Source organism: Conyzicola nivalis (assembly GCF_014639655.1).
In the GTDB taxonomy this organism is placed as follows: domain Bacteria; phylum Actinomycetota; class Actinomycetes; order Actinomycetales; family Microbacteriaceae; genus Conyzicola; species Conyzicola nivalis.
In genome coordinates this window covers 2,619,885-2,646,443 of record NZ_BMGB01000001.1, presented here as the reverse complement: position 1 = coordinate 2,646,443, position 26,559 = coordinate 2,619,885, and the positions used below count along the sequence as shown (strand labels likewise).

Sequence of the window (26,559 nt, the reverse complement as noted above, 5' to 3'; positions counted from 1 at the left end):
AGCTATCGGCCGCCCGCCTGATGGCGTTAGGCGGGCGATAAATCTTTTTTTACAGGCTCAGGATGCCGCGGCTTCCGTGTGCACGACGCCGCGGTCGCGCACCGACGTGGCCATGGCGTGCTCCGCCATCCTGGCGAGGTACGCGCTTCGGCTGGAGACGGCGACGCGGGAGACCGGCGTGTACTCGGCGGCCCCGTCGGAGTAGTGCGTCTCGAGCCCGTCGCGCAGCAGCCGCACGGCCTCGGAGCGCAGCTGCGAGACGGCGGAGTGGGTCGTGCCCGATTCTTCCGCGATGTCTTTCACCGTCTTGTCGTCGAAGTAGATCGCCTCGATGACGACCCGCATCTTCTCGGGCAGGGCGTCGACCGCGGAGTGCAGGTAGGCGAGCCGCTCGGCGGAGAGCAGCGTCTCTTCCGGCAGGGCGGCCTCGGCGACGAGGGCCTCGGCGACGGTCTCGTCGAGGGCGACGACGACGCGGGCGGCGTCCGCCATCCCGGCCGCCGCGGATTCGCGGTCGACCCCCATCGCGGCGGCGACCTCATCGACCTTGGGCTTGCGGCCGAGCGCGGCCGTCAGGGTGTCCTGCACCGCGAGGGTCTCTTTGATGCGACGACGGGCGCCGCGGCTGGCCCAGTCTTCCGAACGCATCTCGTCGGCGAAGGCGCCGACGATGCGACGGCGGGCGAAGGCGCCGAACGGGATGCCGAGCTCGGGCCGGAACGAGTCCGCCGAGGTGACTAGGGCGAGGGCGCCGGCCGAGGCCAGGTCGTCGCGAGAGAGGTGGCGGGCTTTCGCCCACACCTCGGATACGAGATATCCGACGAGCGGTAGGTTCTCCACCACCAGCGCGTTGCGTTCGTGTCGTTCCACAGCGTGACCCCCGTCAGCGGTTTCTGGCATTGCTCGACGCACGCGTATTGGCACGCAACATCGAAGTTTCTGGACGTAATGTGATGCTTCGCGGGCCAGGGTAAACACGCGCTTTATTCGGGTATTTGCGACTCTATCGGCGGGGTGGGAGAAACCCTCAACCTCTGTCCGCCCCCAAACCGGGGCACCCCCAAAGGGGTATCCCCCGAACTGGTTTCACGCGTTTCGCCCCTTAATCCCGGGATCTAGCGGAAGTTTCCCGAGATTCTTCCTAACCGGCGGGTTACCCTTGCCGAAAGTTCCTGATGACGCGAACCCGGGATCACTCGACATCCGTACTGGCGGTGTATCGCGAAGCAGGCAGAGAGGGTATTCCGTCATGGGTACGCATGAACTGTCGGCGTCGCTGTGGCGCGAGCGTGAACTGCTCGAGCTGCTCGTCTTCAAGCTGACCGAAGAACAGCTGCTGCTGACGTCGGGCAAGGCCCGCTGGCTGCAGTACGCGACGCAAGAGGTCGAGCAGGTGATGCAGAAGCTGCGCAACGCCGGCCTCGCGCGCTCGATCGAGGTGTCGAGTCTCGCCGAAGACTGGGGCGTCGACGAGAATTCGACGCTGCGCGAACTCACCGTGCACTCGACGGATGACACCTGGCGGGACATCCTGACCGCCCACCTCGTGGCAATGACCGAACTGACCCGTGAGATCCAGGAGCTGCGCGACCTCAACGTGCAGTACCTGCGCGTCGCCATCCGCTCCACGCAGGAAGCGCTCGCGCACGACGGTTCGGCGAGCGGCACCTACGACGCCAAGGGCGTCACCGAAAACTCTCTGGCAACCGCCCGTATGTTCGACCTGAATCTTTAAGGACCCCCGATGAGCACCTTCAGCGGACTGAACACCGCCTACAGCGGGCTGGTGGCCGCCCGACACGGGATCGACGTCTCCGGCCAGAACATCGTTAATGTCAACACGACCGGGTACACGCGCCAACGGGCCGTGCAGGAGGCTGCGGGCTCGCTCGCCCAGGTCGGCCGGCTCACCGGGCAGGTCAAGGTGGGCCAGGGCGTGGCGGTGACCACGATCCAGCGCCTCGGCGATAGCTTCCTCGACGCGAAGGTGCGCTCGACCACGGCGTCGAGCGGCTACTGGGGTGTGCGCGCCAATGTGCTCAGCACCCTGCAGACGTCGCTGCACGAGCCGGGTGACAACGGTATTTCCAAGCAGCTCAGCAATGTCTGGGCGGCCTGGAGCGACATGGGCAACAAGGCGGGTGACCCCGCAGCGGCCGCGGTTCTCCTGCAGCAGTCCGGTGCGCTGGTCACCCAGATCTCCGACGGCTACACCGCCGTTACCAACCAGTGGGATCAACTGCGCACCGAGACGTCCGGACTCGTCACCGAACTCAACGATGCTGCGGGCCAGGTCGCGGCCCTGAACGGGCTCATCCGCTCCACGCTGAACGCGGGCGGGTCGGCAAACGAGTACATCGACCAGCGCAACGCTCTCACCACCACGATGGCAACGCTCAGCGGCGCGACCTTGCGCAATCTTCCCGACGGGACCGCCGAAGTGCTCCTCGGCGGCAACGCGCTCGTGTCCGGCGACCGGTCGTACGCCCTCGAGGTGACCGGAACCACCGCCCTCGCCGGCGCCGTGGGCGACCCTGTGAAACTGAACTGGGTCGGTCGGCCCGACGTACCCGTAAGCGTCGACGGCGGCGAGATCGCCGGTGCGCTGTCGAGCCTGTCGGGTGCCAACGCCGCGGGCACGGGTGGAGCGCTCGCCGAAGCGGCCGCCGACTACAACGAATTCGCCACGTTCCTCGCCACAAAGATCAACGCGGTCCACAACGGGGGCGTGCGCGCAGACGGTTCGCCCGGAGGCGACTTCTTCGCCCTGCCGCTCACCGGTCCGGCCGCTCTCGGCCTCACCGTGATCCCCACCGACGTGAAGGGGATCGCCTATGCAGCCCCCGGCGCCGGCGGAAAAGACGGCTCGATCGCCGCCGCGATCGCCAAGATCAAGTCCGACAAAGACGCCCCGGACACCATGTGGTCCGCCATCGTCACGAGCATCGGCACCGCCGCCAAGTCCGGCATGCAGCAGTCGAACCTCGCCGACCTGTCGACCAAGGCCGCCGTCGGCAACCAGCTCGCCAACTCCGCCGTCGACATGGACGAGGAGCAGCTGAACCTGCAGATGTTCCAGACCGCCTACAACGGCGCGGCCCGCGTCTTGACCGCCGTGGACGAAATGCTCGACACGCTCATCAACCGCACCGGTCTTGTGGGGAGATAGCCCGTGATCAATCGCGTCACCAACCAGGGCCTCGCGGTCGCCGCGCAGCGCAACCTGCAACTCAGCCTCGGCACACTGGGGAAACTCCAGGAATCGGCCTCGAGCCTCAAGCGCATCGGCGTCCCCTCCGACGACCCGGCCGGTACCGCCGACTCGATCCGCGTTCGTTCCGCCCAGAACGCTGTCGCGCAGTTCTCCCGCAACATCAGCGACGGCAACTCCTGGATGAGCGTCGTCGACACGGCCCTCGGCCAGACCGGCGACATCATGAAGCGCGTTCGAGACCTGACCGTGCAAGGCGCCAACGACGGCGCGCTGTCGGCGACGCAGAAGGAGGCGATCGCGGTCGAGCTCGAGAGCTTGCGCGCCGAGCTCATGACCACCGCGAACACCAAGTATCTGGGCCGCACGGTCTTCGCCGGCAACTCCGATGCCGGAGTCGCTTTCAACGCGGACCTGACTTTCACCGGAACCGGCAGTCCGGTGGAACGTCGCATCAGCGAAACGACCTCCATCCGCGTCGATGCGAACGGCGCGGACACGTTCGGTGTCGGCGACGACTCGGTGTTCGCACTTGTCGACAACATCGTCGCCGACCTGCGATCGGGGGTGAACGTGGGAACGCGTATCACCGAGATCGACGCGCGGGTGTCCACGATTTCCGGCCAACGCGGCACCGTCGGCGCCCGTCAGGCGCAGGTGCTCAAAGCACAAGGGGCAAACATGAGTGAATCGGTCTCGCTCGAGGCGCAGCGTGCCGAGATCGAAGACGTCGACCTCGGCAAGGCCATCCTCGACCTCAAAGCCCAAGAGGTGAGCTACCAAGCCGCCCTCGCCGTGACCGCCCGCGCCCTCCAGCCCTCACTGATGGATTTCCTCTCATGACCGCAGCACTGACCTTCACGACTCCCCCGCACGGACTCGCACCCCACGTCGACTTCCTCCTCAGCCAGATCGACGGGGCCGACGGCCTCTTCGCACTGCAGTCGCGCACCGACTCGGCCATCCGCCTCTTCGTCCTTGACGCCTCGGTGTACCTGCCCGACTACGCGCCGATCATCTCCGACGAAGACTGTGTGGCGCTCGACGTGCACGCGGCCGAAGACGCCCTCGTGCTGGTCGTGGCCAACCCCGACGCCGACGGCACGACCATGAACCTGCTCGCCCCGATCGTGGTCAACGCGTCGAGCGGAGTGAGCGCGCAGATCATCCTCGACGGCCAGGACTTCCCGCTGCGCGCCGAGCTCACCGCCCGCCGCGCCGCCTGAGTCCGCCGCCCGGCGACGCACATCGGCGCATCCGGCGACAGACCCTTCTCCCCTCCCGCGACAGCGGGCTAGTCTCGTGTCACGCACGAGCCCAATGGAGGGAGATTGCTATGAGCACGGTCATAAATCGCAAGAACTCGACGGTCACGGCCCCCGCGATTGTGTGGGTGGCGGAACAGTCCGGACTCTGGGTCGCCCGGCGCGACGGTGAGTTCGTGGGAATAGTCGAAGCCCGGTGGGGCAGCGGATTCGCCTCGACGACGAGGCTCGCCAAATCGCTCGGCACCTTCGGCACCGTGGAGGAGGCGCAGCACGCGCTGGAAGTCAGCCTCTAGGGACGGGCTAGAGGGCGGCTCCGAACGTGTCGCACGCGGCGGGGCCGCCCTCGAAGCCGGTCGTGAACCACTGCTGGCGCTGTTCGCTCGAACCGTGCGTCCAGGTCTCGGGGTTCACGCCGCCACCGGCCGAACCCTGGATGCGGTCGTCGCCCACAGCGGCCGCGGCGCTCAGCGCTTGAGCGAGCTGCTCGCTCGTGATCTCCTCCAGGAACGGGGTTCCGCTGTCGTCGGGTACCGTCGACGCCTCGCCCGCCCACGCTCCGGCGTAGCAGTCGGCCTGCACCTCGAGGCGCACGCCATCGGACTGCGGACCGGTGGTCTGCAGGTCGAGTCCCTCCATCATGCCGCTGATGTTCTGGATGTGGTGGCCCCACTCGTGGGCCAGGACGTACATCTCGGCGAGCGGTCCGCCCGAGGCACCGAACCGCGTGCTCAGTTCGTCGAAGAACGACGTGTCGATGTAGATGGTCTCGTCGGCGGGGCAATAGAAGGGTCCGACGGCACTGGTGGCGCCGCCGCATCCGGTGTCCGTCTGATCCGTGAATAGAACGACATCCGTGGGCCGGTAGTCGGGCAGCTCGCCCGCCCAATAGGTGTCGATTGAGTCGCCCGCGCTCGCGAGCCGGCAGTCGCCACCGGCATTCGCGTCGGCGCCCGTCTCGCAGTTGGCGATCGACTCGTCGCTGCCGTTCTGCGCGCCGCCCCCTCCGGCCAGGCCGGTCAGGTCGACCCCGAGCAGTTGCGAGAGCAGGAACAGCGCGACCACGCCGACCACACCGCCGCCCGCGACGATGCCGCCCGTGCGGCCACGGCGGCGGGTTCTGCCCGAATTGATCTTGGCGTTGTCGTTGAACGTCATTCCGCAACGCTAGCGAATGCGGGCGTCTGATGACGAACCTTGCAATTCTGTCCACGACGAATAATCGCGTTTCCTAACTGGACACTCAAGCACAACCCGACCCCCCATGGCTGCCCCCCGAAGGGGGGATATGGGGGCCGGAGGCGGGGGGAATAGCGTCGTGGCGTTACCCCCCAAGGGGGCACGTCATACCCGCTTACCCAACCCGAAAACCCTCCCGCGACGGCACCCGAACTCGACCCATACCCAGTCGAGGCTGTTGCGGGATTGCACCACGAGCGCCGCCACCCACGGTGCTCTCAGTCGTACAATTTTCCCGGAATTGCAGGCTCAGCATGGTCGAATTCGCGCTTTCCCGAAGCCGCTCGCGGCGTATAGCGCTCCAGCACCACCCCCATGGATCACGATCCGCGGCGCCCCGGCGCGGCGGGGGTGACCAGGCACAGCCCGAGACACTCGCTCCGACACAGCAGACAGCGACCGTCGCGAGTGGTGCGCGCTGGGCCGGCGGCTACCGCGCCCGGCTGCGCATCACCGACGCGGCCGTGATCGCCGCCGTCGTGGTGGCGGCCTACCTCGCCCGGTTCGGGTCGGCGGCCCTCGAATCGCTTGCCACCCCGACGGGGTCGCGGTTCGGGTCGATGGCGCTGCTGGTCGCGCTCGCTTGGTGGGCCGGCCTCGCCGCGTTCCGCACCCGCGACCTGCGCATCATCGGCGTCGGGGCGGGGGAGTACAAACGCGTCGCCCACGCGAGCACAACGACCTTCGGGCTGCTCGCGATCGTCTTCCTGGTCTTCCAGGCGGACACGGCCCGCTGGTTCTTCATCCTGGCGTTCCCGGCCGGGTTCTTCGGGCTCCTGCTCAGCCGGTGGCTCTGGCGGCAGTGGCTCACGACCCAGCAGCGCGCCGGCCACGCGCTCTCCCGCGTCATCGTGATCGGAAAGACCTCGGATGTCGCGAACGTCGTCGCGCAGATCCGTGCCGGTTCCGGGGCGGCCTACTCGGTCGTCGGCGCGGTGGTCGAAGAGGAGGATCCGGTCGGCACGGCCGGCGTGCTCGGGGATGTCATGGTGCTCGCGGGAATGTCGCGCGCCGCGGAGTTCGCCCGCACGCTCGCGGTCGACGGGGTCGTCGTCGCGGGGCATCCGAACGGCGGCAGCGAGTACATCCACGATCTCGCCTGGCAGCTCGAGGGGGCGACGGCCGACCTCATTCTGGCGACCAGCCTCGCGAACGTCGCCGGCCCGCGCATTCACTTCCGCCCGGTGGAGGGGCTCCCGCTGCTCCACGTCGAGATCCCGCAGTTCGACGGCGCCAAGCACGTCGCTAAGCGCGCCATGGACATCGTGATCGCCGGTACCGCACTGCTCTTCCTCAGCCCCGTGTTCGCGGTGATCGCGCTGCTGATCCGCCTCGACAGCGACGGGCCGTCGTTCTTCGCGCAGGAGCGCGTGGGACGCGGCGGCGAGCTGTTCCGCATCCTGAAGTTCCGCTCGATGAACGCGTCGGCGCCCACACAGCTCGGGGCGTTGGTTGCCAAGAGCGAGGGCAACGGCGTGCTGTTCAAGATGAAGAACGACCCGAGGGTCACCAGACTCGGACGCACCCTCCGCAAGTACTCCCTCGACGAGCTGCCCCAGCTGTGGAACGTGCTGATGGGCGACATGAGCCTGGTCGGCCCCCGGCCGCCGCTCGCGAGCGAGGTGAGCACCTACGAGGACCACGTCCACCGCCGGCTCTACATCAAGCCGGGCCTGACCGGCATGTGGCAGGTCAACGGCCGTTCCAACCTCAGTTGGGAAGACAGCGTGCGCCTCGACCTGTACTACGTCGAGAACTGGTCGCTGATGGGCGACCTGATCATCCTCTGGCGCACGGTTAAGGTCGTCGCAGCCCCGGTCGGCGCCTACTGATGACCGGCGTCGAGGAGCACCGCGTGATGCACGACGACGAATTGCCTGCCCGCATCGCCACGACGGCCGACGTCGACCCCCGCGCCAAGGTGGGGCCGGACAGCCTGGTCTGGCATCTCGCTCAGATCCGCGAGTATGCCCAGATCAGCTCGGGGTGCATCGTGGGCCGCGGCGTCTACATCGGGCCGGGGGTGATCGTCGGGCGCAACTGCAAAATCCAGAACTACGCGCTCATCTACGAACCCGCCCTGCTCGAAGACGGCGTCTTCGTGGGACCGGCGGTCGTCTTCACCAACGACAGCTACCCGCGCGCCATCAACCTCGACGGCAGCCGGCAGACGAACGACGACTGGGAGGCCGTCGGCGTCACCGTGCGCACCGGCGCTTCGATCGGCGCGCGCGCCGTGTGCGTGGCCCCGATCACGATCGGCCGGTACGCGCTCGTCGCCGCGGGTTCGGTGGTGACCAAGAACGTCCCCGACTTCGCGGTCGTCGTCGGGGTGCCCGCCCGCCAGACCGGGTGGGTCGGCCGCGCCGGCCTGCCCCTCGTCCCGACCGACGACGGCGGGTTCGTCTGCCCACGCACGGGTGAGCGCTACGTCGAGCACGAGGGGGTGCTCTCTCCCCGATGAAGCCGCCCTCGCCCTCCGCACTCCGCCGATTCGTGGTGGCCGGCCTCGTGCTGGCCGGAGTCATCTCCGTGATCGCCGTGACCTACACCGTGCTGCCCACACCCGCGAGCACGCCGATGCCCGGCGTGGCCGCGCCCACGGGCAAGGCGGGCGACGACGCGTCATCCGCACCGGAAGACGGCGACCCACTGCAGCCCGTGCCCTTCGAGCCGGCGCCGCTGCCCGTCGGTCCCCGCACGACGACCGAGGTGGAGGCCACCGCGCCGGATGACGGACGTCAGCCGGCGCCCGACGCACTGGCTCCGCTGTTGACCGGCGGCGTGCCGGTGGACGCGGCGGCGCGCAAGAAGCTCGTGGCCGGATTTCCCGACCTGATCCCGATCGCCGAACCCTCCACGCTGGTCGCGTCGTCGGTGAGCTCGAGCGAGGGCAGGGTCCAGGCGACTCTCGAGGCCACAACGACGCAGTCGCCCGCCCAGGTGACCGAGTACTACCGCACCGTCTTCGCCGCCCTCTCGTTGCAGGGGGTGACCGCGCCGTCCGTCGGCGGTTCGACCGGCACCGTATTCGCGCTCGGCGACGGCAGTGTCACGCTCACCGTGCGGCCCGACGGTGACGGCGCCCGCTACTCGCTCTTCGGCGCGATCACCGTGGCTCCCTGAGCGGCGGCGCGGGTGTACATCTCTCTTCCCCAACGGGGCGACCGGTCGAAGACGGGAGCGCCGGCCGCCCGTGTCTCCTCGGTCGTGATCACCCTGGGCGTGGTCAGCATGCTCACCGACGTCTCCTCCGAATCGGTCGCGTCGATCCTCCCCCTCTACATCACGGGCGCGATGGGCCTGTCGATGATCGCCTACGGCTTCATCGACGGCATCTATCAGGGAGTGAGCGCGATCGTGAGGATCGGCGGCGGCTGGGCCTCCGACCGCACCGACAACCCGAAGTGGGTGGCGTTCTTCGGCTACGCGGTCTCCGCAGTAACGAAGGTCGGGCTGCTCTTCGTGAGCGGTTTCGCCGGCATCGCCTCGGTGATCGCGCTCGACCGGCTGGGCAAGGGCGTGCGCACCGCCCCACGCGACGCCCTCATCACCGCCTCGTCCGAACCGTCCAACCTGGGCAAGTCCTTCGGGGTGCACCGCATGCTCGACACGATCGGGGCGGCGGGAGGCCCGCTGCTCGCCTTCCTCATCCTCTTCTTCGTGCCGACCGGCTACCACCTCGTCTTCATCGTATCGCTCGGCTTCGCGGTCGTGGGAGTCGTCATCCTGGGGCTCGTGGTTCCCGCCCGCCGCCCGCGCCGGGAGAGCGTCGCCGCCGGCGAGGCGCGACAGCCGTTCCGCTGGGGTTCGCTCGCCGAGCCGCGACTGCGCCGCCTCATCCTCACCGCCGGCATTCTCGCGGTGCTCACCGTCGGCGACGGCTTCATCTACCTCGTGCTGCAGGACCGCAGCCCGTTCGCCGCCCAGTGGTTCCCGCTGCTGTACGTCGGCACGAACGTCGCATTCTTCATCTTCGCCGTTCCCCTCGGCCGGTTCGCCGACCGGTTCGGCCGCGCCCGCGTGTTCGTCCTCGGCCATGTCGCGCTGCTCGCCGCCTACGCCTGCGCCGCCCTCCCCGTCGGCGGCGCCGCGGTCACGATCGTCTGCCTCGTACTGCTCGGCGCCTTCTACGCGGCGACCGATGGTGTGCTCGCGGCGCTCGCCGGCGAGGTCTGCCCGCCCGAGAGCCGCGCGACGGGCATAGCCGCCGCGCAGACGGTCGTCGCTATCGGTCGGCTCATCGGCTCCACCGCCTTCGGAATACTCTGGTTCGCGGCCGGCCGCGAGCTCGCCGTCGTGATAGTCGCCGCCGCACTGGCCGCCGCGATCCCCGCGCTCCTCGTGCTGATCCGCCCGCTCACGCGGGTCGCGGTGAACGAATGACCCCGCGGGTGAGACTCGTCGTCGCCGCCGCACTGACCGTCGTGCTGCTCGGCGCGACGGCCGCGTACTGCGTCGTCGCCATCCTGGGTTATCAGGCGCGCCAGCAGACGCCCCCGGACGCCCAGGCCGCGGCGTTCGCAACGCAGGTCGCCGCCGACCGCATCGTCTTCCGGGCGACGAGTCCGGATGCGGCCTACGGATTCGTCGCGAGCGTATCCGCCGCAGACCCCTCGGGCGCTCGATCCGTGAGCGACGTAGCGTGTGAGCGTATCTACTCGGGTGCCCGCTCGAGCATGTGCCTGCGCATCGACCGCGGGGTGTTGACGACCTTCTCCGCCAACCTGCTCGACGAGGCGGGTGCCGTCGCGAAGAGCTGGCCCCTGCCGGGCATCCCCAGCAGGGCACGCGTCTCCCCCGACGGCGAGCGCGTCGCCTTCACATCGTTCGTCACCGGCGAGGCGTACGCGACCGTCGGATTCTCGACGGCGACGCAGATCGCGACGGTCGGCGGCGACGAGTTCGGCAACCTCGAGGAATTCGGCCTGACCATCGACGGCGAGGCGAACACCGCCGCCGACCGCAACTTCTGGGGCGTCACCTTCACGAACGACCCCGACATCTTCTACGCCACGGCGGCGACGAACTCACGGACCTGGCTCGTGCGCGGCAGCCTCGCGGCCCGCACCCTCACCACCGTGCACGAGTCGGTCGAGTGCCCGTCGGTCTCACCCGACGGCACCCGCATCGCATACAAGAAGAACGTCTCGACGACCGCGACCGCGTACTGGTCGATCGCCGTGCTCGACCTGGCCACCAACGAGGAGACCGTGATGCCCGACCCCCGAAACATCGACGACCAGATCGAGTGGCTCGACGACTCCACGCTGCTCTACGGTGTGCCACGCGACGACCAACCCGGCGACAGCGACGTCTGGTCGATCCCCGCCGACGGAAGCGGCGCATCCGCCCTCTTCATCGAGCACGCCTCCTCTCCGTCGGTGGTGCGACCGTGAGCGCCGAACGGATCATGCTCGGCGGATGCCCCGTCGACCTGCGCGACCGCTCGGGCGCCGTCGAAGAGATCCGGCTGCGCACGCTCGACGCCGACGCGCCCGCGCTCGGGGTCGTCTCGGTCAACCTCGACCACGTGCACCACTTCGGCGGCGGATCACGATGGCAGGGCACGATCGATCGCGCCCCGCTCGAGTGGCTGCACCTCATCGACGGCGCCCCTTTGGCGGCGCAGGCCGGCCGGCTCACCGGCCGGGTCTGGCCGCGGCTCGCCGGCAGCGACATCATCGAACCGATCCTGCGGGCGGCGGAGGAGGACGGCGTGCGCGTCGGCTTCCTCGGCGGCAACGACGAGACGCACACCGCCCTGCGCGAACGGCTCGCCCGCGACTACCCGGCGCTCGAGCTCTCGGGCCTGTGGTCGCCGTCGCGCGACGACCTGGCCGACCGCGACCGCTCGCGCGAGATCGCCCGCGACATCGCCGAGGCGAACACGGGCGTGCTCGTGGTCTGCCTCGGGAAGCCGCGGCAAGAACTCTGGATGGCGGAGCACGGCGAGGCGACCGGGGCCCGTGTGCTTCTCGCCTTCGGAGCCGTGGTCGATTTCCTCGCCGAGCGGGTGGACAGGGCTCCGCAATGGGCGGCCGAATCCGGCGTCGAGTGGGCGTGGAGGCTCGCCCACGAGCCGCGCAGGCTGGCGACGCGGTACCTCGTCGACGGGCCGCCCGCCTACCGCTCGGTGCGGCGGGCGCCCGTGCCGGAGCGCGCGGCCAGCACCGCGACCGGCCGATTCGTGCCCGAGGGCGAGAGCGCCGACATCGCGATCGCCCTCGTGACGTACAACAGTGCGCGCCATGTCGGTCCGCTCATCGAGAGCCTGCGTGCCGAAGCCGAGACCCTGCGGTTGCGGGTGATCGTGGCGGACAACGGATCGACGGACTCCACCCGGGCCCTCGTCGCCGCGCACCCCGACATCGTCGCCGTGGAGACGGGCGGCAATCGCGGCTACGCGACGGGCATCAACCTCGCGCTGAGCCGAGCGGGCGACGCCGAGGCGGTGCTCGTGCTCAATCCCGACCTCGAGGTGGAGCGCGGCGCGATCGCCGAGATGCTGCGCAGACTCCGCATGCCGGGCGTCGGGGCGGTCGTGCCGAAGGTTCTGGCGCCCGACGGCACCGTCTACCCGTCGCTGCGGCGCGAGCCGACGATCGGGCGGGCGATCGGCGACGCCCTGCTCGGCAGCCACGGCGGTGACCGGCCCGCGTTCTCGAGCGAGATCGACACCAACGCCGAGAGCTACCAGCACGCCCACCGCGTCGACTGGGCGACGGGTGCCGCCGTGCTCGTGCGCCGCGAGGTCGCCGAGCTGGCGGGCCGATGGGACTCCCGGTTCTTCCTCTATTCGGAGGAGACCGACTACTTCCGCCGGCTGCGCGACCTCGGGGTCGACATCTGGTACGAACCCCACGCGCGCGTGCGTCACGACCAGGGCGGTTCGGGCACCTCGCGTGCCCTCGCCGCGCTGATGGCGGTCAACCGGGTGCGCTACGTGCGCAAGCACCACTCGCCAGGGTACGCGGCGGGGTTCCACGCGGTCGTCATCCTGCACGAGCTGCTGCGCAGCTACAGCGGCGAGCATCGCAACACCCTCCGCGTGCTGCTCGACCAGCCGTCGTGGCGGCGGCTGCCCCATGCCACCCGATGGCCGGTACACCCCCGGTCGACGCCCACCGGCACGATCATCGTCCCCGCCCACAACGAGTCGGCGGTGATCGCGCGCACCCTGCGGGCGCTGACCCTGCCACCCTCGACCGCCGAAGTCGTGGTGGTGTGCAACGGCTGCACGGACAACACGGCCGAGATCGCGCGGAGCTTCCCGGGCGTGCGGGTCGTCGAGATCGACCGGCCGTCGAAGGCGGCGGCGCTGAACGCAGGGGACGCCGCCGCCCGCTCGTGGCCGCGGCTCTACCTCGACGCCGACGTCGAGATCCACCCGGGCGCGGTCGCCGCGGTCTTCGGCGAACTCGAGACGGGGCGGGTGCTCGCGGCCCGACCCGATTTCAGGTACGACACGACGGGCGCCACCATGCTCGTGCGCTCCTATTACCGGGCGCGCGAACGCATGCCCTCGACCGACGAGTCGCTGTGGGGCGCGGGCGCTTATGCGCTCAGCGAGGCCGGCCACAAGAGGCTGGGGCAGTTCCCCGACCTCACCGCCGACGATCTCATCGTGGACTCGCTCTTCGTGCCGGGCGAAAAGGTCGTGGTGCCGACCGAACCGGTGCGCGTGCGCACCCCCCGCAGCCTCGCGGGCCTCCTCGCCATCCTCACCCGGCAGCGGCGCGGGAACCTCGGCGCCCCCGCCCAGTCGACGACCACCACGACGGTGATCGAGTTGCTGTCGAGTGTGCGCGGCCCCTTCGCCCTGATCGACGCCACCGTCTACGCGGCGCTCACCTCGGTCGGGCGCAGGCGGGCCCGACGGGCAGGCTCGGCGAACGCATGGGAGCGCGACGATTCCAGCCGCGGTGTCGACTCCCTCGCCCCGGGGAGCCGCACCGCCCGGCCGCGCACGACGGCGCACCGGGTCCCGTTGTTCGACGAGGAGAACTGATGCGGCAACGCCGGCGGGGAGGCGGGTCGTGACACTCGCCATCCTCACACCGTCGTACGCCCCCGACTTCGACTCCTTCGCGGTGCTGCACCGGTCGGTGCTCGAGTTCACGGACGCCGCCGTCGTGCACTACGTCGTGGTTCCCGACGAAGACCTCGCGCTCTTCGCGACCATCGCGTCGGGCCGGATGGTTCTCATCGGTTACCGCGACCTGCTGCCGAAGTCGTTCGTGTCGACGGCCTGGTTCGCTCACGCCGTCGCCCGCATCCCGCGGGCGCCGCGCGGCGCCCGCTTCATCGCGGTCAACGTGCGCCGGCCGTGGCCGCCCCTGCGCGGCTGGCTCCTGCAGCAGATCGTGAAGCTGAGCATGGCCATGCGCACGGACTGCGACACGCTGCTCGTCATCGACTCCGACGTGCAGCTCATCCGCCCGGTCACCGAAGACGCGTTCGCATCGTCGACGGCGGTGCGTTTCTACCGCAGTCCCGAGGCGATCACAGCGGGCATGACGCGTCACGTCGCGTGGCACCATGCCGCCAGACGGATGCTCGGTGTCGCCCCCGACGGCCTCCCGCCCTTCGCCGATCCGATCGGCAGCCTGATCTCCTGGGACCCGGAGGTCGTGCGCCAGTGCACCGACCGCCTGTCCGAGGTGGCGTCGCGGGGGTGGGAAACCGTCGTCTCTCGGGAGTGGGAGTTCTCGGAATACGTGCTCTACGGCGAGTACCTGGCCGAGTTCGGAACCCCTCGGCAGCTGTCGTTCGTCGCCTCGAGCACCCTGTGCCACAGCCACTGGGACCCGCGCCCGCTCGACCTCGAGGGCGCCAGACGTTTCGTCGATTCCATCGACCCCGCCGACGTCGCCCTCCACGTCCAGTCCAACTCGAACACCCCGCCCGAGATCGTGGATTTCATCCGATCGGCGACGCGATGAGCCCGTTCCGCAATACCCCCCGAATGAGGGTCTTCTCATATCAGGCGGGATTGCTTCGACACGGTGTTAGCGTGGTCCGCGATGTCACAACGATGTGTAGGAATCGAGCGGAGTAGACGCGATGATGAAACGAGCCAGCAAGCATAATGCTCAGGGCAAAGGCGGCCTGAGCAGGCGTTTTGCCAGATTGGCCGTGGCAGGAACCGCCGCGGTCGCTCTCGCAGCCCTGACCATGTCCACCCTCGCACCTGCACCCCAGGCGGCGTACGCCGAAGAGACGGTTTTCTCTGACGCGACGACTCCGCAGCTGATCACCGATCCCGACAGCAACGCCGTCGAACTCGGCGTCACGTTCAGCAGCGACGTCGACATCACCGTCACCGGGATCCGGTTCTACAAGGGCCCCGAGAACACGGGCGAGCACGTCGGCAGCCTCTGGGACTCCTCCCGCAATCTCCTCTCGCGGGTGACCTTCGCCGACGAGACGGAGTCGGGTTGGCAGGAGGCCTCGTTCGACACACCGGTGCCCGTGGACGCGGGCGAGACCCTGGTCGCCGCATACTCCGCGCCGGACGGCCTGTACTCCGCCGACACGCAGGGCTTCGACGCCCCGATCACCGACGGCACGGTGACCTTCCCCGAGGGTGCCGGCGTCTACACCTACCGCGAGGGCCGGTTCCCGAGCCGCAACTTCGAGAACTCCAACTACTACGTCGACGTGGTCTACACGACCGACCCGGTGCCGCCGGTCGACCCGACGACGCCCCCGGTCGACCCGACCACGCCACCCGTCGACCCGACGACTCCCCCGGTCGATCCCACGACACCCCCGGTCGACCCGACCACCCCGCCCGTCGACCCCACGAACCCGCCGTCCGGCGCGGTGCTCGACCTGCAGCGCGAACCCTGGTGGGGCGGCCCGTCCTACTACGCCAAGTTCCCCAAGGCGAACGCCGCCGGCTGGGACGACCCGTCGTTCTTCCCCATCTCCGTGTTCTTCGGTAAGCCCGAGCACGCCGCGACACTCGCCAACCTCGGAGTGAACACCTACATGGGCGCCGAACACGACGGGTCGAGCGTCTCGACGATGACCGACGAGGGCATTTCGCTGATCGCCCAGCCGGAGTGGAGCCCCGCGGAGCTCGGAGACGATCCGAGGGTCGTCGGATGGCACATCGGCGACGAGTGCGACATGGGCTTGGGCGGCTGCGACAGCGCCGAGGGCGAGTACGGAAGCCTGGCGATCGGCCAGAGGCAGGCCGCCGAGGCTCGCTCGCACAACGACGGCCGCTTCCTGCAGGCCAACTTCGGCAACGGAGTGCTTGGCAGCTACTGGTCGCCCGAGACGATGGACGACCACCTCGCCTACGTCGACGTGAGCAGCGTCGACAAGTACGCCTACACGAGCACCCACGTGCAGGACCTCCTCCCCGGCTCACCGTTCTGGCCGGCCGGCAAGAACCCCGCCGCCGCCAGCACCTACGGCTGGCTGCAGGACCGCATGGAGACCTTCTCCTCGCCGGCAGGGTCGAAGCCGAACTGGGTCTTCGTCGAGGCAGCGAAGCCGTACCTCACGGAAGAGGGGGCGACGTCGATCAGCGGCGACCAGCTAGAGGGCGCCGTCTGGAACGGCATCATCCACGGAGCCGCCGGAATCGCCTACTTCCAGCACAACAACAGCGGCTGCGGCAACTACGCGCTGCTGGACTGCGGTGCGGCCCTGCAGAACAAGGTCAGGTCCGTCGACGCCAAGGTGAAGTCGCTGGCGCCGGTCATCAACACGCAGTCCTACGTCTGGAACTTCGGACCGCAGCTGGAGACCTCGCTCAAGACACAGGGCGGCTCGGCGTACATCTTCGCGATGACCGACGGGTCGACGGGAACCCGGTCGTTCACCCTCCCGGCCGGGCTCACCGGCAACGTGGAGGTGGTGGGCGAGGGCCGCACGATCGCCGTCACCAACGGCACGTTCACTGACTCGTTCCCGAACGAATTCACCCACCACGTCTACCGGATAGCACTCAGCTGATCATCCGAAGACAGTCGGCGACGAGACGGTCGCGCACGGAGCCCCGTGCGCGACCGTTGTCGTGTGCCCATTCGAGTAGAGGACGCCGATGAACGCAGCCGATCGACAGGGGGCGCGGTTCGGAACCGCGGATCAGCACAACGAGGTCACGGTGGTCATCGTCACGTTCAACAGCCTCGGGCGCATCGACCCGCTGCTCGCCAGCCTGAGGGGTGAGCTCGGCGACCAGTCGATGCGCGTCATCGTCGCCGACAACGGCTCCGATGACGACATCGTGGGCTACCTCGGCACGAATCATCCGGACGTCGTCGCCTTGCCGACCGGGGGCAATCTCGGCTACGCGGCGGCGATCAACATCGCGTTGCGCGAGCTCGGCCCGACGCGAGCCGTGCTCGTGCTCAATCCCGACACCGTGGTGCAGCGGGCGAGCGTCTCCCGCCTGCTGGCGACCCTCGATACCCCCGGCTGCGGCGCCGTCGTGCCGAGGCTGAACAACGAGGACGGCACGCTGTACACCTCCCTCCGGCGGGAGCCCACCCTGCTCACCGCGATCGGCGACGCGCTCCTCGGCGCCCGATTACGCGCGCGCCCCGGCCGGCTTTCCGAGACCGTGTTCGACGCGGGCAGCTACGCCCGCCCGCACGACATCGACTGGGCGACGGGGGCGGCGCTGATGATCGACATCGCGGTCGTGCGACGGGTCGGACCATGGGACGAGCGCTACTTCCTCTACTCGGAGGAGACCGACTACTGCCGTCGCATCCGCAAGGCCGGCTTCACCGTGCGTTACGAGCCGGCCGCCGTGGTCGTGCACGAACAGGGCGCGTCGGGGGCCTCGCCTCGACTGAACGCCCTGTCGGCCGTGAACCGCGTCCGCTACGCCCGGAAGTTCCATTCGCGTGCCTACGCGGCCGCCTTCCGAGCGGTGGCCGTCGTTGCCGAGGTGTTACGCGTGAACAGGCCGGAGAACGCCCTCGCGCTGCGTTACGTGCTCGCCGAGTCCACCTGGGGACGGCTGCCGCGGGCGCATCCCCGGCGGGCGCCGAGTTTCGGATACCTCGTGCCCGAGTTTCCCGGACAGACCCACGCGTTCTTCTGGCGCGAGATCGTCGAACTCCGACGCCAAGGCGCCCTCCCCCACGTGGTGTCCACCCGGCTGCCGCCCCCGTCGATCACCTCGCACGAGTGGTCCGCCGAGGCGATCCGGGCCACGACCTACCTGGGCAGGCCCACGGTGCGGGCCGTCGCGGGCGCCGCTCGGGCGCTCGTCGCCGCGCTCCTGCGCGGGCGGCTCGGGGCGGTCCGACGTGAACTGGCCAAGCCGCCGGAGTCGCCCGCCCAGCGCGTCGCCATACTGATCGGCGGGGCGCTGTTGACCGCCACGGCGCGACGGCAGGGCTGGTCCCACGTGCACGTGCACTCCTGCGCCGGTTCCGCGCGTATCGCTCTCATCGCCCGGCTGCTCGGCGGCCCGACCTACAGCCTCACCCTGCACGGCTCGCTGCCCGACTACGGCTCGCACCAGCCGGCGAAGTGGTCGAACGCGTCGTTCGCGCTCATCATCACGAAGGACCTCCTCGGCTCCGCCCACGAGACGCTTGGAGACGCGATGCCCGCGGCGGTCAGTATCGCGCCGATGGGAGTCGATCCCGAATCGTTGCAGCGCGACAGCGGCTATTCGCCCTGGGACGGCCACGGCGAGGCGCGCGTCTTCAGCTGCGGGCGGCTCAATCCCGCCAAGGGACACGACACCCTCATCCGCGCCGTCGCGGCGCTCGGCGCCGAGGGCCTCCCCGTCCGTCTGGTGATCGCCGGCGAAGACGAGGAGGGGGGAACGGGATACCGCGCGACCCTCGAACGTCTGATCGACGAGCTCGGGCTGCGCGCCCGGGTCGAACTGCTCGGGGCCGTCGACGAGGGGGCGGTCCGGGCGCAACTCGAGCGCGCGCACGTCTTCGCCCTCGCCAGTCACGCCGAACCGCTCGGCGTGGCGATCATGGAGGCGATGGCGATGGCCGCACCCGTCGTCATCGGCGACGGCGGCGGCGTGCGCGAACTGGTCGACGACGGCAATTCCGGCCTGCTCGTCGACCCCGAATCGGTCGCGGCGGTCGCGTCGGGAATCCGGCGCGTCCTGACCGACGGCGAGCTGGCCCAGCGGCTCGGCCGCACGGGCCGGGAGCGGGTGCGGGCGGAGTTCGGCAGTGCGAAGAGCGCCGGCGTGCTGCTGCGGAACGTGCAGTCGCTCTGATGCGCGGCGCCCCCTTCTAACACACCCCGTATGCCCCCATTTCGAGGGGCATCGAGAAATCGCGATCGCTGTACCCTGTAGAACAATTCGCACGAATCTGAACCCGATCGGAGGCTCTGCTGATGGCTCACCGCGCCCTCGCGACCGCCTCCGCCCGCCCTGAGCCGACGGCCGCCAGGCGCCCGGTGACCGACGCAGACCGGCTGTCCGCGCCGGGCGGCACACCGCTCATCCTCAGGATCACGGCGTTCTCCCTCTTCTTCTTCCCGTCGAGCATGGTGATCAAGGACATCGGGGCCGCCGGCACCGTCCCCATGATCCTGTCCTGCCTTCTCTTCGCCTTCTGGCTGGCGTCGTGGATCTGGCGCCTGCACGACCCGGTGCGAATCAGGTACCCCGGCCGGCTCGCCGGCGCGATCTTCGTGCTCGGCATCATCGCGTCGTACATCGCCCTCTACGGAGGGTGGACCGGCGAGGCCTCCAACACCGGCCTCGCGGCCGCGGACCGCTGGCTCATCCTCGCCTTCGCGAGCCTCGGCCTCATCCTCGTCGCGGCCGAATCGGTGCGATCCATGGCCGACATGCTGCAACTGCTGCGTTGGCTGCTGGCGGGCGCCTTCTTCTGCGGTCTCGTCGGTCTCGTGCAGTTCACCCTCCACATCAACCCCATGGAGTGGGTGCAGCTCGCGATGCCGGGGTTCACCTACAACGGCGGGGACACCCCGTTCCAGGCCAGGGGCAATCTGCTGCGGGTGGCCGGCAGCACCTTCCACTCCATCGAGTTCGGGGTCGTGAGCGCCATGCTGCTGCCGCTCTCGATCTGGCGGGCCCTCTACGACCCGCGCGGCAAGGTGTGGTTCCACTGGCTGCAGACCGGCCTCCTCGTCTTCGCGGTCGCCGCCACCGTCTCCCGCTCCGGCACCCTCGCCGCCGTCGTCGCCATCGCCGTGCTGCTGCCCTTCCTGCCGAAGATCGCCCGCCAGCGGACCCTCGCCACCCTGCCCTTCGTGATCATCGCGCTCTTCATCGCCGTTCCCGGATTCGTCGGCACGCTCACCGACGCTCTGGGCGCCGACACCTCAGACCCCTCCATCGCCACCCGCGTCAACAACTACCCGCGCGTCGCCCGCATGATCGACGCCCGCCCGCTGTTCGGTGTGGGTCCGGGCAACTACACCGCGCGGGGTGCGCTGGAGATCCTCGACAACCAGTACCTCAACTCGATCGTGAGCATGGGGATCGTGGGCATCATCTGCGTCTTCATCTACCTCGTGCTGCCCGGCGTCGCGGCCCTCCATTCCGCACGCCACGCCGTCTCGCCCGCCCTACGCTGCCTCGCCGGCGCGTCGGCCGCCGGCCTCTTCGTCGCCGCCGTCTGCTCGGTGACCTTCGACTCCCTGTCGTTCCCGACCTTCGCGCTGAGCTACCCGCTGCTCGTCGGTCTCTCCGGAGCGATCTGGATCCTCGTGAAATCCGAGGAAACCCCCCTGAGCTCCGCCCCGAACCCACCGCACCCGAATCGGATGGAATGACCGATGGACCCTCTCGCAGTAATTCGAACGATCTGGCGCATGAAGTGGTTCGCGTTCCCCGCGATCATCCTCACCATCGCCGCCGCCGCCGCCGTCTACCTCTACGGGCCACGGACCTACGAGTCGACGATCTCGTACGCGCTCGTGAACCCGAAGATCCCGTCGGAGAAGGAGATCGACCTCGACCCGTCGCTCAATGACCTCAACGCCGACAATCCGTACCTGCGCTCGTCCGACCCGAACCTGATCGCGAACGTCGTGATCACCCGGCTCAACGCCCCTGGCACCCAGGAGCACCTGAAGCAAAAGGGTCTCGGCACCGAATTCCTCGCCAACCCCGGCGTCGGCGGGGCGGGACTCATCGTGTCGATCACCGCCTCCGGGGAGACCGAGGAGCAGTCACTGGCGACCATCTACGAACTGGGCACCCTCTTCGAGGAGAACCTGCAGGCCATCCAGACCATCAACGGTGCCGACGAGCGGTTCCTCTTCACCTCGATCGCCGTCGCCGAGCCGGACAGGGCGACCGAGAAGCTGTCCAGCCGCGTCAGGACCGTGATCATGGTGGCCCTCGCCGGCGTCATCCTCATCTTCGGTTCGATCTCGCTGGGAACCTGGGTCGAGTCGGCGAAGAAGAACCGGAGGCGTCGCGCCGCGGAGGCCGCCGCCGCCGCGGATGCCACGGCCGACGACCCGACCGACGGCACGGCCGACCCCGAAGGCACGCCCGACACGAAGCCCTCCGAGCGGCGGAGTCCCGTCGACACGCACTGACGACCGCGCCGACGCGGTCAGGCCCGGTCGAGCGTCTGCGCCTCCACGAACGCCGTCACGGCGTCGGCGGCGCCCGCCCAGCTCGCGTCGGCGACCGTCCGCTCGAGCCTGCCCGGGGTGGTCACCGGGTCGTAGCCGTCGAACGCCGCCTGCATGGCCCGCGAGAGCGCGGCCGGCGACGCCGCCGACCACGCCACCCCCGGGCTCTGCAACACGATGCGGTTGTGGCGCGCGTCGTTGACGACCGGGACCACCCCGCTGGCGAGCAGTTCCCACGGGATGAGGGACACGTTGGTGAAGGAGAGACTGAGGCCCACCCGGCAGGTGTTGTAGAGCTCGTTGAGGCGGGTCGGGCTCAGCCGTCCGTGGTTCACCGCCTCGAACGGGACCCGCGCCACCGGGTCGCCGAAGAGGTGGATCGGCACCTCGGGGCGCGCCCTGGCGAAGTCCTCGAGGGCGAGCATCCCCGTGTCGTGGCCCCGGCGCGGCACGCTGGGTTTGGTGTAGAAGACGACGCCCTGACGGTCGGTTCCGGATGCCGCGGAATAGATCCCGAGGTCGGCCCCGAAGTCGAAATGGGTGCTGTGCATGCCGAACCGATCGGCGAGCTCCTCGGCGAGCCAGGCACCGGCGGTGATCCCGGTGAAGCCGAAGCGGTAGGTGTCCTCGGCGAGCGCGTAGAGGGAGCCGTGCGCATAGAAGTAGGGCTCGTAGTCCTGCACGAAGTACATCCGGCGGCCGGGAAGGTGCGGGCGGGACGCCAGCACGTGCGCCGTCTGCCACGAGGTGGCGATCCAGACGTCGGCGTCCATCGCGTCCGTCCCCGACGCCACGTCGTGGACCGTCGCCTTCACCGCGGGCCAGTGGTCGCGGATCACCCGCTCGTGCCGGGCGACGTCGCTGTGCGAGGTGTCGTAGAGGTAAAGACGGTTGTCGTGCCCGGCACGCTCGAGTCCCTCGATCATTCGGAACATGGTCGTGTGGCCGCCCGACCCGGCCCCAGGCGGGGCGGTGATCCAGCCAATGCGCAGCGGCCTCCCCGAGACGAGTACGGGTTCGGCGACCGGTCCGAGCCGGGTCGAGTCGGCCACGTCGGCGGCCAGCAGGGGCAGCTGTTCCGTCTGTTCGCCGAGCAGCCGGTGACCCAGTCGGCGGGCGCGCCGTCCGGCGCCGGAGACGCCCTCCGCGCGCAGCACGCGCGCGACCTGGCCGACTCGTGACCTCAGGTTATCCAGCACGGTTGTCTCCGATCGTTCCGAGCGCCGTGTCGGTGACGGCGAGCTCCCCCCGCAGGGCGATCGCCCTGCCGTTCGCCGTCGCGGTCAGCGCCGACGCGTGCCGCCTGATGCAGAGTTCGTCGTCGAAGCGGGCGAGCGAGTCCGCCGCGATCGCCTCGCGTGAGCCGACCGGCATCGTGCCGCGCGCGAGCGCGGTCATCGCCTCGACCAGTTCGTGCCGGTTGACCTGCCGCCGGAACCGGGCCGCGCTGATCGACGGCCAGTCGACGGCCAGCGGATCGCCGAGCGGGTTCGAGATGAGCGCCCCTTTGGCGGGGCCGCCGGTCAGCTGTTCCCTGGCGCCGCCCACGTCGCTGACGACGACCGGCAGCCCCGAGGCGAGAGCCTCCATCGACGAGAGCGACCACCCCTCGAAGAACGAGTCGAGGGCGAAGGCGTCGGCCGCGGCGAGCAGGACGGCGATGTGAGGGGTATTGCCGCGCAGGTGGAGCCGGTCACCGCTGGGCATCCGCTGCTTCAACTGGGCCACCTGACCCGTGTACGACCTGTCGTCGGAGCGGCCGCAGATCAGCAGGTGCGTACCCGGCACCGCCGCGGCGACATCGTCGAACGCGCTCGCGAGGGCGTAGCCGTTCTTCTGCAGCGAGTGGCGCGCCAGCGAGACGAAGAGGAATTCGTCGGTGAGGCCGAGGGCGCCCCGTGCGCGCTCACGGTCCACGCTCTGCACCCGGTGTGAGTCGACGCCGTTCGGGATGGTGACGATCGCCTCGGGATCGAGCCCGTGGTCGAGGGCGAGGTACTGCAGCCGCACCATCTCGCTCACGCTGATCAGGCCCGCGACGAGATTCCTGCGCCGCACGACCTCCGCGATCGGAGCACCGAAGAGGTTGTGCATGCCGTGCAGCGTTTCGATCGCGGGGATGCCGAGCTCCGCGGCCGCCTCGAGGGGCCAGTCCGCTGAGCCGTGGACGGCGACGACGTCGGGCCGCCACGATCGCATCCACGCCGCGCCGGCTTCGCGGCCGGGATCGACGACGGTGACGCCCTCGGCGAGCAGTGCGTGGCCGAGCGCGCCGATACCCTTCCCCGGATCATCCGAACCCACCATGACCGCGGTGAGTATCCCGTAGCGACGCAACCGCCTCGCGAGGAAGGCCACGAACTCGTCCATGCCCGAGACATCGATCGACTCGGTGAGCAGCAGGCAGCGCAGTTCGGAGCCGGTCGACGCGGCGGCCGGGCGGGGCGCGCGCGTCGCCGGGGTCACCGTCGTCGGCCCGGGCCAGTGCAGGGGGGCGTCGTCGGGGCCGACGATGAGGCGCGTCGACCAGTCGTCGACGGTCGGCGCCGCCTCGAGGTCGCGGCCAAGCAGCGTGCGCGCCCGCCGCCGCAGCGGAGCGGGAATCCACGCGAGCCGCCGCTGCAGCGACAGCAGGACGCGCCGCCGGAAGTCGCTCGTCACGCGGGCACCCCCTCGGCTGCGACGACCCGGCCCCTGCGGAGCTTCCTGCGCACGAGGCCGACGATCTCGTGGAACGTCGCCGGCTGCACCAGGCGCACGACGCCGACGTGCAGCCCCACGACGACCACGCCCACGAGGAGGAGGACGACGAAAGCGGGCAGGGCGGCGAAGAGGGCCATCGCCGCTATCCCGCCGGCCGCGGAGACGGCGCCCGCGATCGAGACGAGCGTGAACGGCTTCGCGACCCGCCACGTCGACGTCTCGAGCAGGCGGCCGACGAGCATCCAGCGCACGACGGTGGCGACGAAGGCGACCCCGACGAACCCGACCGAGATGCCGACGAGCCCGTAGCGCGAGGCGAACAGGGTGGTCCCGACGGTGAGGACGTCGATGCCGATCGCGTAGGCGAGCCACCGGCCCGGCTTGCCGACGCCGTAGAAGAGGCCGTTGTCGAGCATCGCGCCGAGGGTCATGATGCCGGCGACGGCGAGCGCCTGGGCCGGCACGATGCTGGGACCCCACTGACCACCGAACATCAGCGGGATGATGTGCGGCGCCCCGACCGCGACGAAGACCATGACCGGCATGACCACGACGTACGACAGGCCGAGCGCGCGCAGGTAGCCGGCGCGCAGGCGGTCGACCGTCGAGCGGATCTGCGAGAACACCACGGTGGAGACCGGGAGGATCGCCGCGGCGGACAGGTCGTGGGTCGCCTGGATGAGACGCTGCGCGATGTTGAGGAAGCCGAGCGCCGTGACGCCGAGCGTGGAGACCACGATCGCCGTCTCCGCCCAGAGGCGCGCGAGGGCCACCAGCTCGACCCCGACGACGTTGGTGCCGAAGCGGAACATCGTGGCGAACTCGGGGCGGGAGAACTCGAAGCCGGGACGCCAGCGCGCCGACCACCACGCGAAGCCGAGTACGACCGCCTGGTTGACGAGCAGCTGCAAGACCAGGGCCCAGACGCCCCAGCCCATAAGCGCGACGGCGATCGCGGTGACCTGCCCGACGGCGCCGGCCGCGAACGACTGCAGGGCGAGCGCACGGAACGCGAGCCGGCGGCGCAGCAGCGCGGTCGGAATGGATGCGAGCGAGACGAACAGCACCGCGGGCGACAGGCCGGTGAGCACCGGGACCACCGCCGGCAGCGAGAACGCGGCGCCGAGCACGGGCGCGAGCAGCACCAGCCCGGCGGCCAAGAGCACGCCGGCGACGGCCGAATACCAGAACGCGGTGCTCAACACCTTCTGCGAGGCGTCCGCGGTCTGCACGACGTAGGTCGAGAAGCCGAGGTCGGAGAGCAGGTAGATGAGCGGGATGACCGTCATCGCGATGGCGACGACGCCGAAGTCCTCCGGAACCAGAATGCGGGCGAGGATCGCCACCGTGAGAAGACCGCCGAGGCGCACGACCCACTTCTGCAGGACGGTCCAGAGCACCCCCGCCGCGGCCCGGTCGCCCAGCCCCTCGGTACTCACAATCGCGCCGCCAGCTGGTCGACGACCTCCGCCTGCATGGTCTCGGTCAGCCCGGGGTAGACGGGAAGCGAGAGGATGCGGCCCGCCTGGCGTTCCGCGGCGGGGAAGGCCCCTGCGCCGGGCGAGTGACGCGCGAAGGCGGGAAGCAGGTGCACGGGAACCGGGTAGTGGATGCCCGCCCCGATGCCCGCGGAGTTGAGCTCGCCCAGCACGCGGTCGCGGTCGTCGAGCTCGACGACGTACTGGTGGAAGACGTGGTCGGCGCCCGGCGCGGTGAGCGGGGCTGTGACGCCGTCGACGGCGGCGAGCGCCTCGGTGTAGCGGGCCGCGATCGCGCGGCGCTCGTCGTTCCAGGAGTCGAGCCGGGCGAGCTTCGCGCTCAAGACGACGGCCTGCAGCGAGTCGAGCCGCGAGTTGGTGCCGATCTCGACGTGCTCGTACTTGCGCAGCCCGCCGTGGTTGCGCACGGCCCGCACCCGGTTCGCGATCGTCTCGGAACGCGTCATGACCGCGCCGGCGTCGCCGAACGCGCCCAGGTTCTTGCCGGGGTAGAAGCTGGTGGCGGCGACATCGCCGAGGGCGCCGGCCCAACGCTCGCCGGCCCGGGCGCCTTGGCTCTGCGCCGCATCCTCGACGATCACCACGTCGTCGCCGACGATGGTGCGGATGGCGTCCACGGGGGCCACCTGGCCGTAGAGGTGCACGGCGATCACCGCCCGGGTGGCGGCGGACACCGCGTCGCGCAGCGCGTCGAGGTCGATCAGGTAGTCGGGGCCGCAATCGACGAACCGCACGGTGGCGCCGACGAGCACGACGGCTTCGGCCGTCGCCACGAACGTGTTCGCCGGCACGATTACCTCGTCTCCCGCGCCGATGCCGGCGGCACGCAGCGCGAGGACGAGCGCGTCGGTGCCGTTGCCCACCCCGACGACGTGGTCGACGTGCAGGTAGTCGGCGTACTGACGCTCGAACGCGGAGACGTCGCTTCCGAGGATGAAGTCGTTCTTCTCGATGACCCGCGCGAAACCCTCCGCGATCTCGTCGGCCACCTGACGGTTCTGGTAGCCGAGGTCGAGCATCGGCACGCCGACCCGCCGGGCGGTGCCGGCCTCCGGTGTGAATGTGGTCATTG

At 69.8% G+C, this 26,559-nt stretch carries 22 protein-coding genes; 16 read left to right on the top strand and 6 right to left on the bottom strand.

The window, feature by feature from the left end:
* Positions 1-57 precede the first annotated feature (57 nt).
* Positions 58-870 (bottom strand): sigma-70 family RNA polymerase sigma factor, encoded by an 813-nt coding sequence (locus tag IEV96_RS13150; RefSeq protein ID WP_188511010.1) that lies wholly within the window; start codon positions 868-870, stop codon positions 58-60.
* Between the two features lie 379 nt (positions 871-1,249).
* Here IEV96_RS13150 and IEV96_RS13145 point away from each other — a divergent pair, with 379 nt between their 5' ends.
* The 5 genes from IEV96_RS13145 to IEV96_RS13125 all read left to right on the top strand — a co-directional run bounded on the left by IEV96_RS13145 (position 1,250) and on the right by IEV96_RS13125 (position 4,772).
* The gene (locus IEV96_RS13145) at positions 1,250-1,735 is read left to right on the top strand and encodes a flagellar protein FlgN (protein WP_188511009.1); all 486 of its coding nucleotides are present in this window, start codon (positions 1,250-1,252) and stop codon (positions 1,733-1,735) included.
* Between the two features lie 9 nt (positions 1,736-1,744).
* The gene (gene flgK / locus IEV96_RS13140) at positions 1,745-3,169 is read left to right on the top strand and encodes a flagellar hook-associated protein FlgK (RefSeq protein ID WP_188511008.1); all 1,425 of its coding nucleotides are present in this window, start codon (positions 1,745-1,747) and stop codon (positions 3,167-3,169) included.
* A gap of 3 nt (positions 3,170-3,172) precedes the next feature.
* Positions 3,173-4,054 carry a flagellar hook-associated protein FlgL gene (gene flgL / locus IEV96_RS13135; RefSeq protein ID WP_188511007.1) on the top strand — a complete coding sequence of 294 codons (882 nt, stop codon included), beginning with the start codon at positions 3,173-3,175 and terminating at the stop codon, positions 4,052-4,054.
* Positions 4,051-4,437, top strand: a complete 387-nt coding sequence (gene fliW, locus IEV96_RS13130; protein ID WP_188511006.1) for a flagellar assembly protein FliW — start codon at positions 4,051-4,053, stop codon at positions 4,435-4,437. Before flgL ends, fliW begins: the two co-directional genes overlap by 4 nt.
* 110 nt (positions 4,438-4,547) lie before the next feature.
* On the top strand, positions 4,548-4,772 hold the full coding sequence (locus IEV96_RS13125; protein ID WP_188511005.1) for a hypothetical protein: 225 nt from the start codon (positions 4,548-4,550) through the stop codon (positions 4,770-4,772).
* Between the two features lie 7 nt (positions 4,773-4,779).
* Here IEV96_RS13125 and ypfJ read toward each other — a convergent pair whose 3' ends face one another.
* A complete protein-coding gene (gene ypfJ, locus IEV96_RS13120) occupies positions 4,780-5,634 on the bottom strand; it encodes a KPN_02809 family neutral zinc metallopeptidase (protein ID WP_188511004.1) in 855 nt (284 codons plus the stop codon).
* A gap of 335 nt (positions 5,635-5,969) precedes the next feature.
* Between ypfJ and IEV96_RS13115 the strand changes: the two genes are divergently transcribed.
* The 11 genes from IEV96_RS13115 to IEV96_RS13065 all read left to right on the top strand — a co-directional run bounded on the left by IEV96_RS13115 (position 5,970) and on the right by IEV96_RS13065 (position 21,246).
* Entirely contained in the window at positions 5,970-7,547 is a 1,578-nt protein-coding gene (locus IEV96_RS13115; protein ID WP_188511003.1) for a sugar transferase, read from the top strand.
* Positions 7,547-8,179, top strand: a complete 633-nt coding sequence (locus tag IEV96_RS13110) for an acyltransferase (protein WP_229733313.1) — start codon at positions 7,547-7,549, stop codon at positions 8,177-8,179. Before IEV96_RS13115 ends, IEV96_RS13110 begins: the two co-directional genes overlap by 1 nt.
* A complete protein-coding gene (locus tag IEV96_RS13105; protein ID WP_188511002.1) occupies positions 8,176-8,841 on the top strand; it encodes a hypothetical protein in 666 nt (221 codons plus the stop codon). The genes IEV96_RS13110 and IEV96_RS13105 overlap by 4 nt, the downstream gene beginning before the upstream one ends.
* Before the next feature lie 12 nt (positions 8,842-8,853).
* Positions 8,854-10,101 (top strand): MFS transporter, encoded by a 1,248-nt coding sequence (locus IEV96_RS13100; RefSeq protein ID WP_229733312.1) that lies wholly within the window; start codon positions 8,854-8,856, stop codon positions 10,099-10,101.
* 8 nt (positions 10,102-10,109) lie between these two features.
* Positions 10,110-11,114: a TolB-like translocation protein gene (locus IEV96_RS13095; protein ID WP_188511001.1), complete on the top strand. Its 1,005-nt coding sequence runs from the start codon at positions 10,110-10,112 to the stop codon at positions 11,112-11,114.
* Entirely contained in the window at positions 11,111-13,726 is a 2,616-nt protein-coding gene (locus IEV96_RS13090) for a WecB/TagA/CpsF family glycosyltransferase (RefSeq protein ID WP_188511000.1), read from the top strand. The genes IEV96_RS13095 and IEV96_RS13090 overlap by 4 nt, the downstream gene beginning before the upstream one ends.
* Before the next feature lie 28 nt (positions 13,727-13,754).
* Positions 13,755-14,660, top strand: a complete 906-nt coding sequence (locus IEV96_RS13085; protein ID WP_188510999.1) for a DUF6492 family protein — start codon at positions 13,755-13,757, stop codon at positions 14,658-14,660.
* A 193-nt stretch (positions 14,661-14,853) separates the two neighbouring features.
* The gene (locus tag IEV96_RS13080; protein ID WP_188510998.1) at positions 14,854-16,689 is read left to right on the top strand and encodes a DUF4082 domain-containing protein; all 1,836 of its coding nucleotides are present in this window, start codon (positions 14,854-14,856) and stop codon (positions 16,687-16,689) included.
* 88 nt (positions 16,690-16,777) lie between these two features.
* Positions 16,778-18,940: an exopolysaccharide biosynthesis GT4 family glycosyltransferase EpsE gene (epsE, locus tag IEV96_RS13075; RefSeq protein ID WP_188510997.1), complete on the top strand. Its 2,163-nt coding sequence runs from the start codon at positions 16,778-16,780 to the stop codon at positions 18,938-18,940.
* A 122-nt stretch (positions 18,941-19,062) separates the two neighbouring features.
* A complete protein-coding gene (locus tag IEV96_RS13070; RefSeq protein ID WP_188510996.1) occupies positions 19,063-20,472 on the top strand; it encodes an O-antigen ligase family protein in 1,410 nt (469 codons plus the stop codon).
* A gap of 39 nt (positions 20,473-20,511) precedes the next feature.
* Complete coding sequence (locus tag IEV96_RS13065) at positions 20,512-21,246, top strand: chain-length determining protein (protein ID WP_188510995.1); 735 nt, start codon at positions 20,512-20,514, stop codon at positions 21,244-21,246.
* A 17-nt stretch (positions 21,247-21,263) separates the two neighbouring features.
* Here the strand turns inward: IEV96_RS13065 and IEV96_RS13060 are convergent, their stop codons facing one another.
* From IEV96_RS13060 to IEV96_RS13045, 4 genes are read right to left on the bottom strand one after another with little or no spacing between them, the layout of a single operon-like run.
* On the bottom strand, positions 21,264-22,484 hold the full coding sequence (locus IEV96_RS13060; RefSeq protein WP_188510994.1) for a rhamnosyltransferase WsaF family glycosyltransferase: 1,221 nt from the start codon (positions 22,482-22,484) through the stop codon (positions 21,264-21,266).
* Positions 22,474-23,946: a glycosyltransferase family 4 protein gene (locus IEV96_RS13055; RefSeq protein WP_188510993.1), complete on the bottom strand. Its 1,473-nt coding sequence runs from the start codon at positions 23,944-23,946 to the stop codon at positions 22,474-22,476. Before IEV96_RS13055 ends, IEV96_RS13060 begins: the two co-directional genes overlap by 11 nt.
* Positions 23,943-25,427, bottom strand: a complete 1,485-nt coding sequence (locus IEV96_RS13050) for a lipopolysaccharide biosynthesis protein (protein ID WP_188510992.1) — start codon at positions 25,425-25,427, stop codon at positions 23,943-23,945. The genes IEV96_RS13055 and IEV96_RS13050 overlap by 4 nt, the downstream gene beginning before the upstream one ends.
* Positions 25,424-26,557, bottom strand: coding sequence for a DegT/DnrJ/EryC1/StrS family aminotransferase (locus IEV96_RS13045; RefSeq protein WP_229733310.1), 1,134 nt, complete (start codon positions 26,555-26,557; stop codon positions 25,424-25,426). Before IEV96_RS13045 ends, IEV96_RS13050 begins: the two co-directional genes overlap by 4 nt.
* Positions 26,558-26,559: the final 2 nt, after the last annotated feature.

Coding starts and splice junctions, on each gene's coding strand:
- IEV96_RS13115 (WP_188511003.1), top strand. CDS start 5,970: ATGGTCGAATTCGCGCTTTCCCGAAGCCGCTCGCGGCGTATAGCGCTC.
- ypfJ (WP_188511004.1), bottom strand. CDS start 5,634: ATGACGTTCAACGACAACGCCAAGATCAATTCGGGCAGAACCCGCCGC.
- IEV96_RS13105 (WP_188511002.1), top strand. CDS start 8,176: ATGAAGCCGCCCTCGCCCTCCGCACTCCGCCGATTCGTGGTGGCCGGC.
- epsE (WP_188510997.1), top strand. CDS start 16,778: ATGAACGCAGCCGATCGACAGGGGGCGCGGTTCGGAACCGCGGATCAG.
- IEV96_RS13145 (WP_188511009.1), top strand. CDS start 1,250: ATGGGTACGCATGAACTGTCGGCGTCGCTGTGGCGCGAGCGTGAACTG.
- IEV96_RS13065 (WP_188510995.1), top strand. CDS start 20,512: ATGAAGTGGTTCGCGTTCCCCGCGATCATCCTCACCATCGCCGCCGCC.
- fliW (WP_188511006.1), top strand. CDS start 4,051: ATGACCGCAGCACTGACCTTCACGACTCCCCCGCACGGACTCGCACCC.
- IEV96_RS13070 (WP_188510996.1), top strand. CDS start 19,063: ATGGCTCACCGCGCCCTCGCGACCGCCTCCGCCCGCCCTGAGCCGACG.
- IEV96_RS13110 (WP_229733313.1), top strand. CDS start 7,547: ATGACCGGCGTCGAGGAGCACCGCGTGATGCACGACGACGAATTGCCT.
- flgK (WP_188511008.1), top strand. CDS start 1,745: ATGAGCACCTTCAGCGGACTGAACACCGCCTACAGCGGGCTGGTGGCC.
- IEV96_RS13125 (WP_188511005.1), top strand. CDS start 4,548: ATGAGCACGGTCATAAATCGCAAGAACTCGACGGTCACGGCCCCCGCG.
- IEV96_RS13045 (WP_229733310.1), bottom strand. CDS start 26,557: ATGACCACATTCACACCGGAGGCCGGCACCGCCCGGCGGGTCGGCGTG.